The 16704-nt window shown below is 65.3% G+C and carries 14 protein-coding genes and 1 riboswitch; of the genes, 6 read left to right on the top strand and 8 right to left on the bottom strand.

Going from position 1 to position 16704, the window contains the following annotated elements:
- Positions 1-168 precede the first annotated feature (168 nt).
- Positions 169-2337: a M1 family metallopeptidase gene (locus tag ACEN8U_RS07430; protein ID WP_310107680.1), complete on the bottom strand. Its 2169-nt coding sequence runs from the start codon at positions 2335-2337 to the stop codon at positions 169-171.
- 570 nt (positions 2338-2907) lie between these two features.
- Entirely contained in the window at positions 2908-4062 is a 1155-nt protein-coding gene (locus tag ACEN8U_RS07425) for an epoxide hydrolase family protein (protein ID WP_310107678.1), read from the bottom strand.
- Positions 4063-4200: 138 nt separating this feature from the next.
- On the opposite strand from ACEN8U_RS07425, the gene ACEN8U_RS07420 reads away from it, so the two are divergent.
- The 4 genes from ACEN8U_RS07420 (at position 4201) to ACEN8U_RS07405 (ending at position 7930) form a co-directional block, all read left to right on the top strand.
- A complete protein-coding gene (locus ACEN8U_RS07420; RefSeq protein WP_013590196.1) occupies positions 4201-4584 on the top strand; it encodes a CidA/LrgA family protein in 384 nt (127 codons plus the stop codon).
- Entirely contained in the window at positions 4581-5321 is a 741-nt protein-coding gene (locus ACEN8U_RS07415) for an LrgB family protein (RefSeq protein ID WP_310107676.1), read from the top strand. The genes ACEN8U_RS07420 and ACEN8U_RS07415 overlap by 4 nt, the downstream gene beginning before the upstream one ends.
- A gap of 167 nt (positions 5322-5488) precedes the next feature.
- Positions 5489-7174: an alpha,alpha-trehalase TreA gene (gene treA / locus ACEN8U_RS07410; RefSeq protein WP_310107674.1), complete on the top strand. Its 1686-nt coding sequence runs from the start codon at positions 5489-5491 to the stop codon at positions 7172-7174.
- A gap of 123 nt (positions 7175-7297) precedes the next feature.
- On the top strand, positions 7298-7930 hold the full coding sequence (locus ACEN8U_RS07405; protein WP_310107673.1) for an alpha-ketoglutarate-dependent dioxygenase AlkB: 633 nt from the start codon (positions 7298-7300) through the stop codon (positions 7928-7930).
- A 29-nt stretch (positions 7931-7959) separates the two neighbouring features.
- On the opposite strand, the gene ACEN8U_RS07400 is transcribed toward ACEN8U_RS07405, so the two are convergent.
- Both ACEN8U_RS07400 and ACEN8U_RS07395 read right to left on the bottom strand, forming a co-directional pair.
- Entirely contained in the window at positions 7960-8595 is a 636-nt protein-coding gene (locus ACEN8U_RS07400; protein ID WP_310107671.1) for a carbonic anhydrase, read from the bottom strand.
- A 161-nt stretch (positions 8596-8756) separates the two neighbouring features.
- Positions 8757-9029: a DUF1488 domain-containing protein gene (locus ACEN8U_RS07395; protein WP_013590206.1), complete on the bottom strand. Its 273-nt coding sequence runs from the start codon at positions 9027-9029 to the stop codon at positions 8757-8759.
- A gap of 237 nt (positions 9030-9266) precedes the next feature.
- On the opposite strand from ACEN8U_RS07395, the gene ACEN8U_RS07390 reads away from it, so the two are divergent.
- The gene (locus ACEN8U_RS07390; RefSeq protein WP_310107669.1) at positions 9267-10760 is read left to right on the top strand and encodes an MDR family MFS transporter; all 1494 of its coding nucleotides are present in this window, start codon (positions 9267-9269) and stop codon (positions 10758-10760) included.
- A gap of 95 nt (positions 10761-10855) precedes the next feature.
- On the opposite strand, the gene cobM is transcribed toward ACEN8U_RS07390, so the two are convergent.
- Genes cobM through cbiE form a run of 4 tightly spaced genes read right to left on the bottom strand, consistent with a single transcriptional unit; the run spans position 10856 to position 14691 of the window.
- The gene (cobM, locus tag ACEN8U_RS07385; RefSeq protein ID WP_310107667.1) at positions 10856-11581 is read right to left on the bottom strand and encodes a precorrin-4 C(11)-methyltransferase; all 726 of its coding nucleotides are present in this window, start codon (positions 11579-11581) and stop codon (positions 10856-10858) included.
- A 28-nt stretch (positions 11582-11609) separates the two neighbouring features.
- A complete protein-coding gene (locus tag ACEN8U_RS07380) occupies positions 11610-12332 on the bottom strand; it encodes a cobalt-precorrin-6A reductase (protein WP_310107665.1) in 723 nt (240 codons plus the stop codon).
- Positions 12329-13417: a cobalt-precorrin-5B (C(1))-methyltransferase gene (locus tag ACEN8U_RS07375; RefSeq protein ID WP_310107662.1), complete on the bottom strand. Its 1089-nt coding sequence runs from the start codon at positions 13415-13417 to the stop codon at positions 12329-12331. The genes ACEN8U_RS07380 and ACEN8U_RS07375 overlap by 4 nt, the downstream gene beginning before the upstream one ends.
- A gap of 5 nt (positions 13418-13422) precedes the next feature.
- Positions 13423-14691: a precorrin-6y C5,15-methyltransferase (decarboxylating) subunit CbiE gene (gene cbiE / locus ACEN8U_RS07370; protein WP_310107661.1), complete on the bottom strand. Its 1269-nt coding sequence runs from the start codon at positions 14689-14691 to the stop codon at positions 13423-13425.
- A gap of 83 nt (positions 14692-14774) precedes the next feature.
- Positions 14775-14966, top strand: a riboswitch (cobalamin riboswitch).
- 82 nt (positions 14967-15048) lie between these two features.
- On the opposite strand from cbiE, the gene ACEN8U_RS07365 reads away from it, so the two are divergent.
- Positions 15049-16704 carry an oxidoreductase gene (locus tag ACEN8U_RS07365; protein WP_310107659.1) on the top strand — a complete coding sequence of 552 codons (1656 nt, stop codon included), beginning with the start codon at positions 15049-15051 and terminating at the stop codon, positions 16702-16704.

Raw genomic sequence — 16704 nt, 5'->3', positions numbered from 1 at the left:
GCCACCGACAGAGCGCCGGCTTATCCAGCGTTCTTCGGGCCCGGTTCGTCAGGCATGACTGCGGCCGCGCGGAATTTATTCCCGGCGGCCGCAAAAAGATCGTTCGCTGTGAGGCCAACCTGCCTGGCTGGCATCGGCCAAACGATGCGAGCCAGGCTGTCGGATCGCTTACTGCGCCTGTGCCTTCTGCCGCAGCGCGCCTTGATAACGGATCGTCGGACGCAGCGACTGCGTGCTCGGCGCCGGCGCCTTCAGCAACTGACGGGCAACCACTGCGTTCGCCGAACTGAGCGAGCCGATGCCCGTCTCACGCGACGGGTCCGCGAGACCGTGCGCAACGAGCAGTTTCGCTTCGAGTTGCAAGCTCGTGAGCAGCACCGGATCTTTCAGGGCGCTGCTTTGCGCCAGCAACTGGCTCCATGCGTTGTTGCTGTAGTTCGTCACGTAATAGTCGAGGCCGCTCGGATCGGCGAGCACCGCGGAACAGCCGTTCAGCCGCACCTGCGTTTGCAGGTCCTTCATCGCGACCGTCTTGCGCGAAGTCAGTCCGTCGCCATAAGCGAGCGTCAGCGGAATGGTCCACTGCGTGCCCGGATATTGATTCTGATTCGGGAACGGCTGCTGTTTCAGCGTCACGATGGTCTGATTCGTCGTCAGGTCACATTGGGTGTCGAGCGAAATGAGCGGTACGCCGGTTTGCCGCACGAAGCTGTCGCCGATCGCGACCATCGGCTCGCCACTCGCCTTGCCGAGCTCGTCCCACAGACGCTTGGGCGTCACGTTGCCAAGCGCATAGTCGGCCAGATACTGCTGCAGCCCCTTGCGCATCGTGTCCTCGCCGAGATAGTTCTCGAGCATCTTCAGCACGTGGCCGCCCTTGTCATACGTGAAGGCACTCGCGCTCAGCACGAAGTCGTTGGACGCCCAGCCGTTGAAGTTCGGCTGCACGGGGAACGAGGTGGACTTCAGATCCGCGTTGATGACCGCGTACTTGTTCTTCACCTGGTCGACCCAGCTGAAGCGGTCCGGGAAAAAGCGCACCTTCGTCTTGTTCTCGAAGAACGTCGCAAACGATTCGTTCAGCCAAACGTCGTCCCACCAGTCGAGCGTGACGAGATCGCCGAACCATTGATGCGCCGCCTCATGCGTGAGCACGGTCACGCCATAGTCGGACATGCTCGTGCCCGGCGCCGGCAGGATGTCGTCGGCGAATTCGAGAATCGCGCCCCAGTTCTCCATGCCGCCGAAGTTCAGGTCCTTCTGCTCCTTGAACGCGTCGTTGGCGGCGACCGTGTCGAACTTGGTAAGCGGCAACGGGATGCCGGTGTAGCGATAGTAGTAGTCGAGCGCCTGCTTGGTCTGCTGCATCGCGGGCCTCGCCCAGTCGCGCATGCCGGGCGGCGTGAAGATACGCAGGTGCAAGCCTTTGCCGTCGGGCAGCGGACTCGTGAAGTCGTCTTCGAGAATATCGAACTGACCGCCGCCGAAGAACAGCAGATACGAAGGCATGGGCGGGGTCTTTTCGAACGACACCAGCTTGTAGCCGCTATCCACGTTCACAGCGGGCTTTTCTGCCGCGTTCGACACGACCTTCCAGTTCTGCGGCACTTCCGCGCTCACCTCATAGGTGGGGCGGAACGCCGGCTCGTCCCAGCCGGGGAACCATTGCCGCGCGAGGTTCGACTCGCCTTGCGTGAGGATCGCGCCGCTCGTCGTACCGTCGGTCGCCTTCAGATCGACGCGGAACACGCCTTCGGCAGCGGAGCAACCCGGATACGGATCGTTGCCGCAACTGCCGCCCGTTTTCGTCGCCGGGTCGTCATAGCTCTTGAAGTTGATGATGCCGGTCCACTCCATGTGCAGCGAGTAGTTGCCCGCGGCGATCTGCCCGCTGACGGGCCGCAACTGATAAAAGTCGCCGTCGTCCTGCGGCGTTGCGATCAGCGCGATGTTGCCGGGCTGGAGCGTGATGGTGCCGTTGGTGAACTTGATGCGATGCCCTGCGATGGTGATCGCGTTGACCGCCTTCTGCACCTTGATCTGGACGTCGGCGCGGCCGTCGAAGGACGACAGCGCGGGATTCGGCCTGAACCACAGCCTGTAGTTGATCGGCGTGACGGTGTTCGGCAGTTCGACCGGCTGCACGGTCTTGTCGATCGACGTGTCCGCGAGCGCGGCGCTCGCGGGCGGCACCAATGCCACCTCGGAAGCGCTGGCTGGAGCTTGCGCGGATTTGCTCGTCAACGAAGCGGAGCCGTCTCCTCCACCGCAGCCCGCCAGGGCCATTATTCCGGCTAGCGCCAGACACTGAATCTGCAATCGGAAATTTATACGCATTGTTAATCCTCAACTGACAATATCGGTATAAAGAAAAGTGCGTTGAGTCACTTCAGCCGTGATTCTCTTTTTTCAGCAAAAAGGTCTCCCGCACTAGCACCGGATTGCTAGCGAGAATAATGGGACGTGTTATGTCCTCAGCACTGAGCGCTGATTTTTAGAAAATCGAAACTTCTGTATTACAAAACTTTCAATATGTCGGCGAGACACATCATTGCCGTCCCATGGATCGACGTCCAGCCAAGGCCGGCGCGCTTCCTCAGGTAACCCGATAAACCGTGATTAGTTTGGACGACAGTGCGTAGCCTAGTTTGGCAAACGTTATCGTGTCAACTTCCTTTCACAAACTTTCCTGATTTCGCATTCAATCCATGCAATGCGAATATCCCAGTAATTAACCTGAGTTAATACTCTAAATATCGGTTTTTTCCGGCCGCACTACGAAAAAATTTTTATTTTTTGAGTGCGTGGTGTGATAAGGCGAAAAACGGCAAGCCGACGGAATATCGGCGCCGTTTGTGTACTAGCTGTTGAGTCGAGCGAGAAATCGAAAAAGGTCCGCCTGCGCGGTCAGGTGCGCAGCGGTCTGAAGAAGCTGCGGATCTCGGCCGCGAGCAGATCTGGCTTCTCCATGGCGGCAAAGTGGCCGCCGCCCGGCATGTCGTTCCACTGCACGACGTTGAAGGTTCGTTCGAGCCAACTGCGCGGCGGACGACTGATCTCTTTGGGAAAGCGCGCAAAACCGACGGGCGTCGACACGCGCGAGCCGTGCGCAAAACGCATCGGCTGAAGACGGTTCTCCCAGTACATCTGCATGGCGGGTGCAATGCTCTGCGTGTACCAGTAGAGCGAAATGTTGGTGAGCAACTCGTCCTTCGAAAACACGCGCTCGACATCGCCTTCGCAATCGCTCCACGCGCGGAATTTTTCGGCGATCCAGGCGGCAAGTCCCACAGGCGAATCGTTCAGCGAAGCCGCGAGTGTCAGCGGCTTTGTGGCGTGCATGTGGGCGTAGCCACCTTCCTGCGCAACCCATTCGTTTCTGTCACGCAGGAAGGCTTCTTCTTCAGGCGTCAACGCATGCTGCGCGGCGCCGGTTGCCGGCTCGTAGCTGCCCGGCAGGAAGTTCAGGTGAATGCCGTCTACCACCTGCGGATGCCGTGCCGCAAGCGCAATCGATACGCCTGCGCCGAGGTCGCCGCCTTGCGCGCCGAAGCGCGGGTACCCGAGGCCGTTCATCAGCCACACCCACTGGTCGGCGACCTGGAACGCGGACATGCCGGGCCGCGCGGGCGCTTGCGAGAACGCGAAACCGGGCAGCGAAGGCACGACCACATCGAACGAATCCGCAGGATCGCCGCCGAACGCCGCGGGATCGCACAGCCGCTCGAGCAGCGCCTCGAACTCGACAAACGAACCCGGCCAGCCATGGGTGACGACGAGCGGATAAGGCGCGGGGCCGACGCCGCGCCGATGCACGACATGCACGCGCTGCCCCTCGACATCGGCGATGAACTGCGGCAGCCGGTTCAAGCGCTGCTCCGCCGCACGCCAGTCGAAGCGGTTCGCCCAATAGTCGGCAAGCTCGCGCAGCCATGCCGCGTCCACACCTTGCTGCCACGCCGGCGAAGGCGTCGCGGGCGCCCAGCGCGTGGCGCGAATACGTCGGCGCAAATCGTCGATGTCCTCTTGCGGCACGGCGATATGAAACGGCTCGATATGCATGGGGGTTATCCGGGGCGCAATAGTCGATCGAGAAAATTTTGTGGCCGCAAGACGCGCGGCACCTGGCGGGCATGAACCACGAAACTATCGGCATGGTACACAATGGCCGCATTTCCGTTTCGCGCGCTGGAGATCGACATGCTGGGAGCGCTTGCCGCCCTGCTTACGTTTCAATGCCTTGGAGAAGGCGTGTCTTATGTGTTCCATCTGCCCGTTCCCGGCCCGGTGATCGGCATGTTGCTGCTGTTCGGCTTCGTCATGATGCGCCCGCAAACCGCGGATGCGATCGAGCCCACCGCGCTCGAATTGCTGCGGCATCTGTCGCTGCTGTTCGTGCCGGCGGGCGTCGGCATCATGGTCTCGGCAAGCCGTATTCGCGGGGATGCGGTGGCGGTGATCGTTTCGATTGCAGTCAGCACGACGCTAGCGATTGCGGTGGCGGCGCTCGTCACGCGCGCGTTGATGCGCCGGCAGCAGCGCCGGCAACCGCACGATCGCGCCGACACGGAGGCCGCACAATGACCGCCTTGCCGAAGCTCGGCGCGATCTGGGTCTATCTTGCCGCGAGCCCGTTGCTCGGGCTCACCATCACGTTGATCGCGTATCTGATTGCGCAGACGTTGTATGCAAAGACGCGCTTCAATCCGCTCGCCAATCCGGTGCTGATCGCGGTGGCGCTGCTGGTGGCGGTGCTCGAAATCACGGGCACGCCGTACGCCACCTATTTCGAGGGCGCGCAGTTCGTGCACTTCCTGCTCGGTCCGGCCACGGTCGCGCTTGCGTTGCCGCTCTATCGTCAGTGGCCGAAGTTGCGCCGCTATGCGTTGCCGCTCTTCGGCGGACTCGTGGCCGGCTCGTTGACGGCAATTGTCTCGGCGATTGGCGTGGCGGCGCTGTTCGGCGCCTCGCATCAGACGCTCGCGTCGCTCGCGCCGAAATCCGCGACCACGCCGATAGCGATGGCCGTCGCGTCGGAGATCGGCGGAATACCGTCGCTGACCGCGGTGCTCGTGATATCGACGGGCGTGTTCGGCGCCGTGTTCGCGCGCGCCATTCTCAACGGGTTGAAAATCGCTGAACCGGAAGTGCGCGGTTTTGCGCTCGGCATTGCGTCGCACGGCATCGGCACGGCGCGCGCCTTTCAGGTCAGCGAGCAGATGGGCGCATTCGCCGGGCTCGGCATGGGACTCAACGGCGTGTTTACCGCGTTTGTGGTGCCGGTGTTGATGCCGGTTATTGTGCGGTGGCTCGGGGGGTAAAGGTTAGGTGTACACAACGCAAGCAGCCATTCACCTCGCATAGTTTGAAGGACGTGCGCTTTTATGCGATGCTAGCCACGCCCCAGCGCAGGTCACGTCACTGCAGGTCACCACAAGAGGGTGTGAGAGGCAGACCAATCCTGTTGTCCATTCCCTTTGGAGGAGACATGATTGTGTCATCGCTAGCGCGCAGCATTCGCTGTGCCGGCCGCGCGCCCGGCTTTTCATCGCAGCCCTTCTTTTGCGCCGCCCGCCTGAAGCCGCTGCATCGCGCGGCCGCCGTGTCGAGCGTTGCCCTTCTCATTGGTCTGTCATCCGTCTGTCATGCCGACACGCAGGTCGGCGGCACATTGCCGCCCGCGCCGGACAAACTCTATGGCGACCTCTTCGTAGCCGTGCAAACGGCGCAGATCTATCCGGACCAGAAGACCTTCGTCGACGCCACGCCGAACGCAGACCCCGCCGCGATCGTGCAGCTGTATCAGCAACAGAAGAACAATCCCGGCTTTTCGCTTGCCAGCTTCGTGAACCAGTACTTCACGCCGCCGAGCGAGCCGGTCATCACGCCGCCCGCGAACCAGACGCTGCGTGAGCACATCAACTGGCTATGGCCCGCCCTCACCCGCACGACCACGAGCGCGCCGCCCAACAGCTCGCTGATTCCGTTGCCGAAGCCCTATGTCGTGCCCGGTGGCCGCTTTCGCGAAGGCTACTATTGGGACACCTACTTTACGATGCTGGGCCTTCAGGAAGCGGGCCGCGAAGACCTCGTCGACAACATGCTCGACAACTTCGCGTACATGATCGACACGTTCGGTCATATTCCCAACGGCAATCGCACGTATTATCTCGACCGCTCGCAGCCGCCCTTCTTCTCGCACATGGTGGAGCTCGCGGCCAAAGTGGAAGGACACGGCGTCTATCAGAAGTACCTGCCCGCGCTGCGCAAGGAGTACGGCTACTGGATGCAGGGCGAAAGCTCGACGCCGGCCGGGTCGGCGACGCGCAACGTGGTCGTGATGCCCGACCGCTCCGTGCTGAACCGGTACTGGGACGAACTCGACACGCCTCGCGACGAATCCTACCTGGAGGACATTCAGACCGCGCAAAAGGCCACCGGCCGCAATCCGAACGACGTCTACCGCGAACTGCGCGCGACCGCGGAAAGCGGCTGGGATTTCAGTTCGCGCTGGTTCGGCGACAACATGACGCTCGCGACCGTGCGCACCACGTCGATCATCCCGGTCGATCTGAACAGCCTCATGTTCCATCTGGAAATCACCATCGCGAAAGGCTGCGGCGAGACGCGCGATTTCCGCTGCGTCGGCGAATTCGCGGGACGCGCGGCGAAGCGCGCGCTTGCCATCAACCGCTACTTGTGGAACCCGAACGGCTACTACGGCGACTATGACTGGCAGCTCGCCAAACCGCGCGACAACAAGACGGCGGCCATGGTGTTCCCGCTCTTTGTCGGCGCGGCATGGCCGGATCGCGCGAAAAAAACCGCTGAGCAGGTGCAGTCCACATTGCTGCAGCCTGGCGGCCTCGTCACGACGACCTACAACACCGCACAACAGTGGGACGCGCCGAACGGCTGGGCGCCGCTGCACTGGGTCGCGATCCAGGGTCTCAAGCGCTACGGCCAGGACGCGCTCGCGCAGCAGATCGGCACGCGCTTTCTTGCCGACGTGAAGGGCGTCTATGCGTCGGACAGGAAACTGGTCGAAAAATACGTGGTGGAAGGCGCCGGCACGGGCGGCGGTGGCGGCGGCGAATATCCGCTGCAGGACGGCTTCGGCTGGACCAATGGCGTCACGCTGAAACTGCTCGATCTGTACAGCCCGGGCGAGTGAAGCCGTCACACGCGCGGCGCGGCGCGCCGGCCGGCACGAGGAGACCCGACGGAGACCCGACACCGCCGGCCAAGAATGATCGGACGCACAAATACTGTATAAAAACACAGTATAATAGCCGGCATGAACCAGTCATTTTCCGGCGGGCCGAATCCCGCCGGGCGTTCGATCATGGCATTCCAGCAAGGCTTGTTTGCGCCTGAGCCGGTCACGCTCTTTTGCGACAAGGAAGGCGGCATCCGTTATCTGCCCGAATCCGTTCCGCTTGCGCGCGCGCAACAGTGGTTCGGCGAGGCGCTCGGCAATATCGGCTGGAGCAGCCATCAGCGCATCATGTACGAGCGCGAGGTGGCCGTACCGCGGCTGATCGCCACTTTCATGCGCGACGCACAAGATCTGCCGGCGCCGCTTGCCGAAGCCTTCGAGGCGGTGCGGGCGCTCGTCGGCGCCCCGTTCAACCGGGTGGGTCTCAACCTGTATCGCGACGAACACGACAGCGTCGCGCCACACAATGATAAAACCGCGAACCTCGTGCGCGGCGAACCGATCGCGATCGTATCGCTCGGCGCGACGCGCCGCATGACCATTCGCCCGAAAAAAGGGCCCGGCCGCGCGGTGCACGTCGACCTGGAGGCCGGCAGTTGCCTCGTCATGAGCTACGCGTCGCAGTTCACGCACGACCACGGCATTCCGAAGCTCGTTGAAAGCGTCGGGCCGCGCATCAGCCTCGCGTTTCGCTGCTACGAAGGCCCGTAGGAATAACCGATAAGCGCGCAGACGCCCGACTACACCGCAAAAATGTCCGGATTCTCGAGCAGCGGCACAAATCGACCGGTGCGGCCGTCGAGTGCGAGCATCACCCCGCTCTCGATGTCGAAAATCCAGCCGTGCAGCTGCAGCTTTTTGTTCGCAAGCCCGACGGCCACCGAAGGATGCGTGCGGATATTCGCGAGCTGCGCGACCACGTTGTCCTTGACGAGCGCGTCGAGGCGTTCGGCGGGCGACTGATAGGTGCGCGACGCGTGAATCGCCTTGGCGGCATCCGCGTGACGCAGCCAGCCCGCGACGGCCGGCAGGTGTTCCAGGTTGGTGTTGGTCGTGATGGCCGTCATCGCGCCGCAGTTCGAGTGGCCGCAAATCACGATGTCGCGCACGCCCAGCACCGCGACCGCGTACTCGACCGTCGCCGAGACGCCGCCCGGCTCCGGACCATACGACGGCACGATATTGCCCGCGTTGCGAATCACGAACAGCGCGCCAGGCTCCGCCTGCGTGAGCAGCTCGGGCACCACCCGGCTGTCCGAGCAGGTCACGAACAGCGTGCTCGGACTTTGCGCGGCCGACAGCCGCTTGAACAGGGCGCTTTGCTGCGGAAACACGTCGCGTTGAAAGCGGATCAAGCCCTCGATGATTTCCTGCACGAATTTCTCCAGATAGTCAAAGGGCGCGCGGCGCACGGCACGGCCGCGAAGAATTCGCGCGACTACACCGCGTTGCCGTGCCCAGAGCCCGCGCCGCACGCCCGTGCAGCAACGGCTTGTGGGTCAAGCCCGCTCCCTGCGGGACGCCCGCGACGCCGTGGTCACGGGCCGGTCTTGTCGAAGTCGCGCGTTTCCAGTTCCACCGACTGCCCGCCGTTCTTTTCGAGCACGCGCTGCGCGGCCTTTTCGATCTGCGCGCGGTTGGCCTCGAACGTGCCCACCAGATCGTGCGCCGACGGGCCGCCGTTGCCGAAATGGTCGTTCAGTGCATCGAGCGAGACGCTGCACCAGACGTCCTTTCCATCGACATTGGCTTCGAAGGCGACGCGCGCGGCCGCCACCACTTCACGGCGTCCGGTGAATTCGATCCTCATAATGACCCTCCATGTGTCGAAAGAATCTCGTCGGTCGCAATCCCTATGCCACCCCTGTGCCACGCCGGCCGGCGCGGGCCGCCCGACAGCGCGAATTGCGCACAAGGTGCATACTCGATGTCCGCTGCCGTCGCACGGCCGTCCTGCTGCGCCCGCCCTGCCGGCGGCGCGTCGCGCGGGCGCGGTGCAGGCGTCGCCCGGCAGGCGCACCCACTATTCTGATACCAACTTCGTCCCATGTCCCGCAATCCGCAATCGTCGCGTCCCCTCGTCATTGCTTCCGTGATGGCTTCCATGGCCATGGTCGCCATCGAGGCCACCATCGTTTCCACTGCCATGCCGCAGATCGTCGCCCAACTCGGCGATCTGCATCTGTACAGCTGGGTCTTCTCGTCGTTCCTGCTGGCGCAAACGGCCATCACCGTCGTGTTCGGCAAGCTCGCCGATCTCTACGGCCGCAAGCCGGTCATGCTGGCCGGCATTGCCATCTTTCTCGTCGGCTCCGTGCTCGCGGGCTTCGCATGGTCGATGCCGGCCATGATCGCGTTCCGTCTGATTCAGGGCGTCGGCGCAGGCGCGATCCAGCCGGTCACGCTGACCATCGTCGCGGATCTGTATCCGGCGCGCGAACGCGGCAAGGTGCAAGGCTATCTCGCGAGCGTGTGGGCGATTGCCGCCGTGGTCGGGCCAATGGTCGGCGGCTTCATCATCCGCAACATGTCGTGGGCGTGGATCTTCTGGATGAATGTGCCGATCGGCCTTGCATCGGCAGCCGGCTTTATTGCGTTCCTGCGCGAATCGGAGCGGCACGCGCGCCCTTCCATCGACTTCGCGGGCGCAGCGCTCTTCATGGCGGCCATCGCCGCACTGATGACCGGGCTCACCTACGCGGGCGACGACGACCTCGCGCACGCATCCATGGCCGGCGGCGCATTCGTCGTGTGTCTCGTGCTGTTCGTGCTGCAGGAGCGCCGGGCCAAGGAGCCGATGATCTCGTTCGCATTGTGGAGCCGCCGCCCCATTGCCGCGTGCAACGGCGCGACCGTGCTGTCCGGCATGATCCTGATGGGCTCCACCACGTTCCTGCCAATGTACGTGCAAGGCGTGCTGAACCGCTCGCCGGTGATAGCGGGCCTCGCACTCACGATGATGATGGTCGGCTGGCCGGCCGGCGCGACGCTCGCCGCCAAGTCGTTTCACCGTATCGGGTTGCGGCGCATGCTGATAGGCGGCAGTACGTTCATTCCCGTCGGCGCGGTGCTGTTGCTGTTTCTTGCGCCGGGCGGCTCGCCGGTCGTCGCCGGGCTGGGCTCACTGGTGATGGGCTTCGGCATGGGCATTTCCAGCGTCAGTTGCCTCATGCTGATTCAGGAAATCGTCAAGATGGACGAGCGCGGCAGCGCGACGGCGTCAAACCTGTTTTCTCGCAACCTCGGCAGCACACTCGGCGCCACGCTGTTCGGCGCGGTGCTCAATTTCGGTCTGAGTCATTCGCGAGGCAGCGCGGTGGTCACATCCGATCAACTGAAAAGCCTGCTGCAAAACCAGGCTGCGAGCCTCGGCGGCGGCAACGCTATCCGCATGGTGCTGCATCAATCGCTGCACCTCACCTTCCTGTCGATCTTTGCGATAGCGATTTTCGTGGTCGTGCTGCTGACGCTCGTGCCGGCGATCACCATCGGCGCGGAAAAGAAGATGCCGCTGGAGGCGCTCTCGCCGCTCGAAGACTGACGCGCTGAGATCGCTGAACCATTGAACCATTCGAGGCGGCCCGTGGCAAGCACGCCGCTGCGCTCGCGCAGCGCGTGCCCGGCGCTGCCGCGCGGTCAGCCTTTCGCGTACAGCGTCGAGTTGGCGAAACCTTCCGCGGCGAGCACCTCGCCGACGAGGATCAACGCCGTGCGCTCGATGTGCGTCGACTGGACCTTGCCGAGAATATCGTCGAGCGTGCCGGTGATCTTTTCCTCGTCCGGCCAGCTTGCGCGATAGATCACCGCGATCGGACACGCGCCGCCGTAATGCGGCCGCAATTCGTCAACGATACGCGCAAGGTGCCGCACGCCCAGATGAATCGCCATCGTCGCGCGATGCCGTGCGAGATCGGCGAGCTGTTCGCCCTGGGGCATCGCTGTCTTTGTCGCGTAACGCGTCAGGATCAGCGTCTGCGAAATGCCGGGCAAGGTCAGCTCGCAGCCGAGCGCCGCCGCGCACGCAGCGGTCGCCGTCACCCCCGGCACGATCTCGTACGGAATGGCGAGTTCGCACAGCCGGCGAATCTGTTCGCCAATGGCGCCATACAACGAAGGATCGCCCGAATGCACGCGCGCCACGTCCTGGCCGTTATCGTGTGCGTTTTTCAGCAAGGCCACGATTTCATCGAGATCGAGCTCGGCGGTATTGACCACCTGTGTCGCCGAATGTCCGTCCAGCACCGCGGCCGGCACGAGCGACCCTGCATACAGAATCACCGGACAGCTACGCACGAGCCGCTGCCCCTTCACCGTGATCAGTTCGGGGTCCCCAGGACCCGCGCCGATAAAAAACACCGTCATTCAGTACTCCGTGATTGATGCGGGCGATTCAGTTCGACAGGCGCAGCGTGGCGAGCAGATCCGCGGTGCTTGCAAATTCGCGGTCCGCTGCGGGCAACGGCGGGCGGCGCAGCATCACGACAGGCAGACCACGCTCGCGGGCGACTTGGAGCTTCGCTTCCGTCGCACCGCCGCCGCTGTTCTTGCTGACCAGTACGTCGAACGCTTGCAGCGCGAAGAGCGCCCGTTCGCCTTCCAGCGTGAAGGGCCCGCGCGCGGCGAGGATGGGAGCGCGTGCGGTATCCGCGTGCGCGTCGAGGCAACGCACGAACCAGAATTGATGCGCGGGAATCTCGTCAAGATGCGTGAGCGGCTCGCGGCCGAGTGTGAAGAGCGGCCGCCTGAACGGCGCAAGCGCCGCCGTGAGTTCGTTCCAGTCATCGACCATGCGCCAGTCGTCGCCCGCTTGCGGCTGCCATGCGGGCCGGCGCAGCGCCCAGCACGCGACACCCGCGGAGCGCGCCGCCTGCACCGCGTTCGCGCTGATCCGCGCCGCGTAGGGATGCGTCGCGTCGATCACAAGGCCGATGGCTTTTTCTTCGATATAGCGCTGCAGGCCTTCGCTGCCGCCAAAACCGCCCACGCGCACCGCGCACGGCAGGTCGTCGGGCACCTTGCCGAGGCCGGCGAGACTGTACACGTCGCGAGGGGTCAGGTGCCGCGCGATCCGCAATGCGTCGCCGGTGCCGCCGAGGAGCAAAATCCGCGTCATCGCGCGGCCCCGATCAGATTGCCTTGCCGGTCGATTGCGAACATCTCGACATTCACCTGCGGCGGCACGATCTCGCGCGCCACGCGCAGCGCGTGGCCACAGACCATGTCGGCGAGCGGCACGTGCTGCGCATGCGCCAGCGCGACGGCCTGCTGGCTCGTGTTGGCCGCGCGAATCGCGGCTTGCAACGCGTCGTCGGCGCCGTGCGCGGCGGCCCAGCCGGCAAGCCGTTCGAGGTCGATACTCGAATTGCGGCTATGCAGGTCGAGATGGCCGGCGGCGAGCTTGCTCAGCTTGCCGAATCCGCCGCAAATACTCAGACGTTCGACCGGTGCGCGCTTCATATGCTTCAGCACCGCGCCAACGAAGTCGCCCATTTCGATCAGCGCGATGTCGGGCAAGCCGTAATGCGCGCGCATGGCGTCTTCGCTCGCGTTGCCGGTGCAGGCGGCCAGATGCGTGTAGCCGTTCGCGCGCGCGACGTCGATGCCCTGATGAATCGACGCGATATACGCCGAGCACGAAAACGGCCGCACGATGCCGGTCGTGCCCAATATCGACAAGCCGCCGAGAATCCCAAGCCGCGGATTCATGGTCTTCTGCGCGAGCGCTTCGCCGCCCTCCACGCCGATCGTCACCTCGAAGCCGCCGCGGTACGCATGCTCGGCCGCGAGTTCGGCGAGATGCGCGGTCATCATCTGGCGCGGCACGGGGTTGATCGCCGGCTCGCCCACTGCAAGCGTCAGTCCGGCGCGCGTGACGGTGCCGACGCCCGGCCCCGCGCGGAATACCACGCCCGGCTCCGCGAGCAGGCGCACGCGCGCGAACACCACGGCGCCGTGCGTGACGTCGGGGTCGTCGCCGGCATCCTTGATCGTGCCGGCCTCGGCGCCCTCGTCCGTCAGACGGCAGAAGACGAGCGGCATCGGCACATGCTGGCCCTTGGGCAGCACGATCTCGGCAACCTCGCTCGCGACTCCCGCGAGCAGCAGACGCGCCGCCGCCAGCGACGTCGCGGTGGCGCAACTGCCGGTCGTGTAGCCGCTGCGCAGCGGCGCGGGTTGTTCGGGTGTTTCGTCGCGCATGGCGGTCAGGCGGGTTCAGCAGGTTCAGCGGAAGCGGCGCGATTTCTGTCACGCGCAGCGTCATTGCCGCCGGAGACCTTCACCGCCTCGTACAGTGTGATCGGCAGCGCCTGACGCCACGTGTCGAATCCGCCGAGCGGCTGTGCGTCGGCAAGCGCGATCCGCGTGAGCGTGCCGCCCTGGCGTTCGCGCCACGCCGCGAGCACCGCCTCGCCCTGCAGTGTGACCGCGTTGGCGACCAGCCGGCCGCCGTCGCGCAGACTGGCCCAGCACGCTTCGAGCACGCCGGGCACCGTCACGCCGCCGCCGATAAATACGGCGTCCGGCGCGGGCAGTCCTTCGAGGGCTTGCGGTGCGCGGCCCGCGACGAGTTGCAGCCCCGGCACGCCCAACGCGTCGCGATTGTGTCCGATGAAAACTTGACGCTCCGCGTGCGCTTCAATGGCAATCGCCCGGCAAGCCGGATGCGCGCGCATCCATTCAATGCCGATCGAGCCGCTGCCCGCGCCCACGTCCCACAGCAATTGGCCGGGCGTCGGCGCGAGGCGCGCCAGCGTGATGGCGCGCACGTCGCGCTTGGTCAACTGGCCGTCGTGTCGGAACGCGTCGTCAGGCAAGCCGCAGGTGAGCGGCAGACGCGGCGCGCCTGCGGTGGCGCGGCATTCGAGCGCGATCAGATTGAGCGCGGCGACTTCGCCCGTGGACCATTGGTCCGCGCGGCCGTCGATGCGCCGCTCGGCCTCACCGCCAAGATGTTCGAGCACGCTCATGCGCGTCGCGCCGAAGCCGCGCGCATTCAGCAAGGCCGCGAGCGCCGCGGGCGTGCCGCCGTCGGCGCTCAGCACGAACACACGCGCGCCGTCGTGCAGATACGCGTTGACGCTCGCTAAAGGCCGGCCCACCAGCGACACGGTCACCACCTCCTGCAACGGCCAGCCGAGCCGCGCGGCCGCGAGCGAGACCGACGAAGGCGCGGGCAGCACGCGCAAGGCGTCAGCCGGCAATTGCCTTGCGAGCGTCGCGCCCACGCCGAACAGCATCGGATCGCCGCTCGCGAGCACGCACACCGGCCGGCTTCGCTCGGCGAGGAGCGGCGCGAGATCGAACGGCCGCGGCCACGCGACGCGGCGCGCGGCGAGCCTCGCCGGCAGCATCGACAGATGACGCTCGCCGCCGTAAATCACCGACGCCTCCAGCAACGCGCGCCGCGCGGGCCGTCCCAAACCCGCGAAGCCGTCGTCGCCAATGCCTACTACCGTCAGCCACGCCGGCATGCATCCTTCCTCATCTGGTATCTCAAACAATGCGCTGCGCTACGCCGGTCAAAGCGTCCAGCCTCGTTGTGCTATCCGAAAAAAGGCATAATACAGCCGCCGGTGCCCTTCGGGGCCTAACAGGGAACACAGCGCCGAGCAGTTTGCCGCTGTGGCTGCCCCCGCAACTGTATGCAGCGAGTCCGCCTGCGCTGAGCGCCACTGGTTTTACCGGGAAGGCCGCGACGGACGACGACCTGCGAGCCAGGAGACCTGCCGGCGAGACTGTTCGTGCCAGCCAACATCGGGCGGGGTGTACCGATGCCGCAGCCAAGCCGCAGCATCGCTTGCTCGGGCCGTCGCGCGACGCTAACCGCGGTGTCCGTCTTGAATCGAGCTTCGTCCTCCACTGTTCTGCCCGACGCGGCTTGCGCGCTGCGGCCCTCGGCGTGTCCGGGGCTCGCGCGCATCGTCGCGGCGCGCGACGGCGGCATCTGCCGGATCAAGCTGCCGGGCGGCGAACTGAGCGCGGCGCAAGCAGACGCGATCGCGCAGGTCAGCGCGCGGCATGCGGCGGGCGTGATCGAGCTGACCAATCGTGCGAATCTGCAGCTGCGCGGCGTGCGCGGCGGCGAAGAGGCGGCGCTGAGTGCCGCGCTGGTCGACGCGAGGCTCGGGCCTTTGCCCGAGGCCGAGGGCGAGGCCCGGCTCGATGCCCTGGCCGCCGACGACATCCGCAATGTGATGATCAGTCCCACGGCCGGCCGCGATCCGTGCGCGCTATTCGACACCCGGCCGTTGTGCGCCGCGCTGCTCGCGCTGCTGCAAGGCGACACGCGTTTCGCGGCGCTATCGCCGAAATTCGCGCTGCTCGTGGATGGCGGCGAGCGCCTTGCGCGGCTCGATCATCCGCATGACCTGTGGCTCGCGGCAGCGCAGGACGGCTCGGGCGAGATCCGTTTTGTGTTCGGCCTTGCGGGGTGCCCGCCTGCGGGTGCGACGGAGTCGGCAGCTCGGGCGGCAACTCAGGCGGCAGTGAGCGCAGCGACAGGTGCCGCAACAGGCGGACTAGCGAACGCGCCAGCAAGCTCACGAGCGCAAGCACGAGCAAACGCACCAGCACGCTCGACGACAAGCGCGGCAGGAGACGCCGCAGCAAACGCGGCAGTAAATGCGGCAGTAAATGCGGCAACAAACGCCCCGACCAACGCCCCACCAAACGCCCCGCCGGCAAATCCCCAAGGCGCATTGGCCGCGGTGCTGCCGTCGCAAGTCCCGGCGCTCGTGCGCGCGCTGCTGTATACGTTTCTCGACCTCGCCGCCGCCGACGCCACCCGCATGCGCCACCTGCTCGCCGCCCATCCGGTCGATGCGATATTGCAGCACGCACAAACCTATGTCGATTTCCCGCTGACGCGCGACGCCGCGCTCGCCGACTGGCGGCGCAGCATGCCCGCCGATGCAGGGCTGCGCGTCGGCGCGCACGGCGAGCGGATTGCGGGAACATGGCACGTCGGCGGGCAGCCGCTGCTCGGCCGCATCGATGCGCACATCCTGCACGCCCTCGCCTCGCTGGCGCGGCAGCATGGCAACGGCACGCTACGCATCACGCCATGGCAAAGCGTCCTGCTGCCCGCCATCGGGACGCAGGCGGTACCCGCCGTGCTTGCTGCGCTCAAGAAGCTCGGCCTCGCATGCGACCCCCATGACCCCGCTACGCGCCTCATCGCCTGTGCCGGTTCGAGCGGCTGCGCGAAGAGCCTCGCGGACACCAAGGCCGATGCGCGCGCGCTCGCGAAGCACCTGCCCGCCGGCCTCGACGTACACCTGAGCGGCTGCCCGCGCTCCTGCGCTGCCGCGCATTGCGCGCCGTTCACGTTGCTCGCCGCGGCGCCGGGCGTCTACGACCTTTATCGACGCGACGCGCGGCCGGGCTTCGGCGAATGCGTCGCGCGCCAACTGACAATTGGGCAAGCCGCGGCGACGCTCGCGCGGCTCGCCCGAAGTGAACCGATGCATGACCCAGATGAGTGA

The sequence above is a fragment of the Paraburkholderia phenoliruptrix genome (assembly GCF_047325075.1).
GTDB lineage: Bacteria > Pseudomonadota > Gammaproteobacteria > Burkholderiales > Burkholderiaceae > Paraburkholderia > Paraburkholderia phenoliruptrix.
This window is presented reverse-complemented; position numbering and strand designations above follow the sequence as displayed.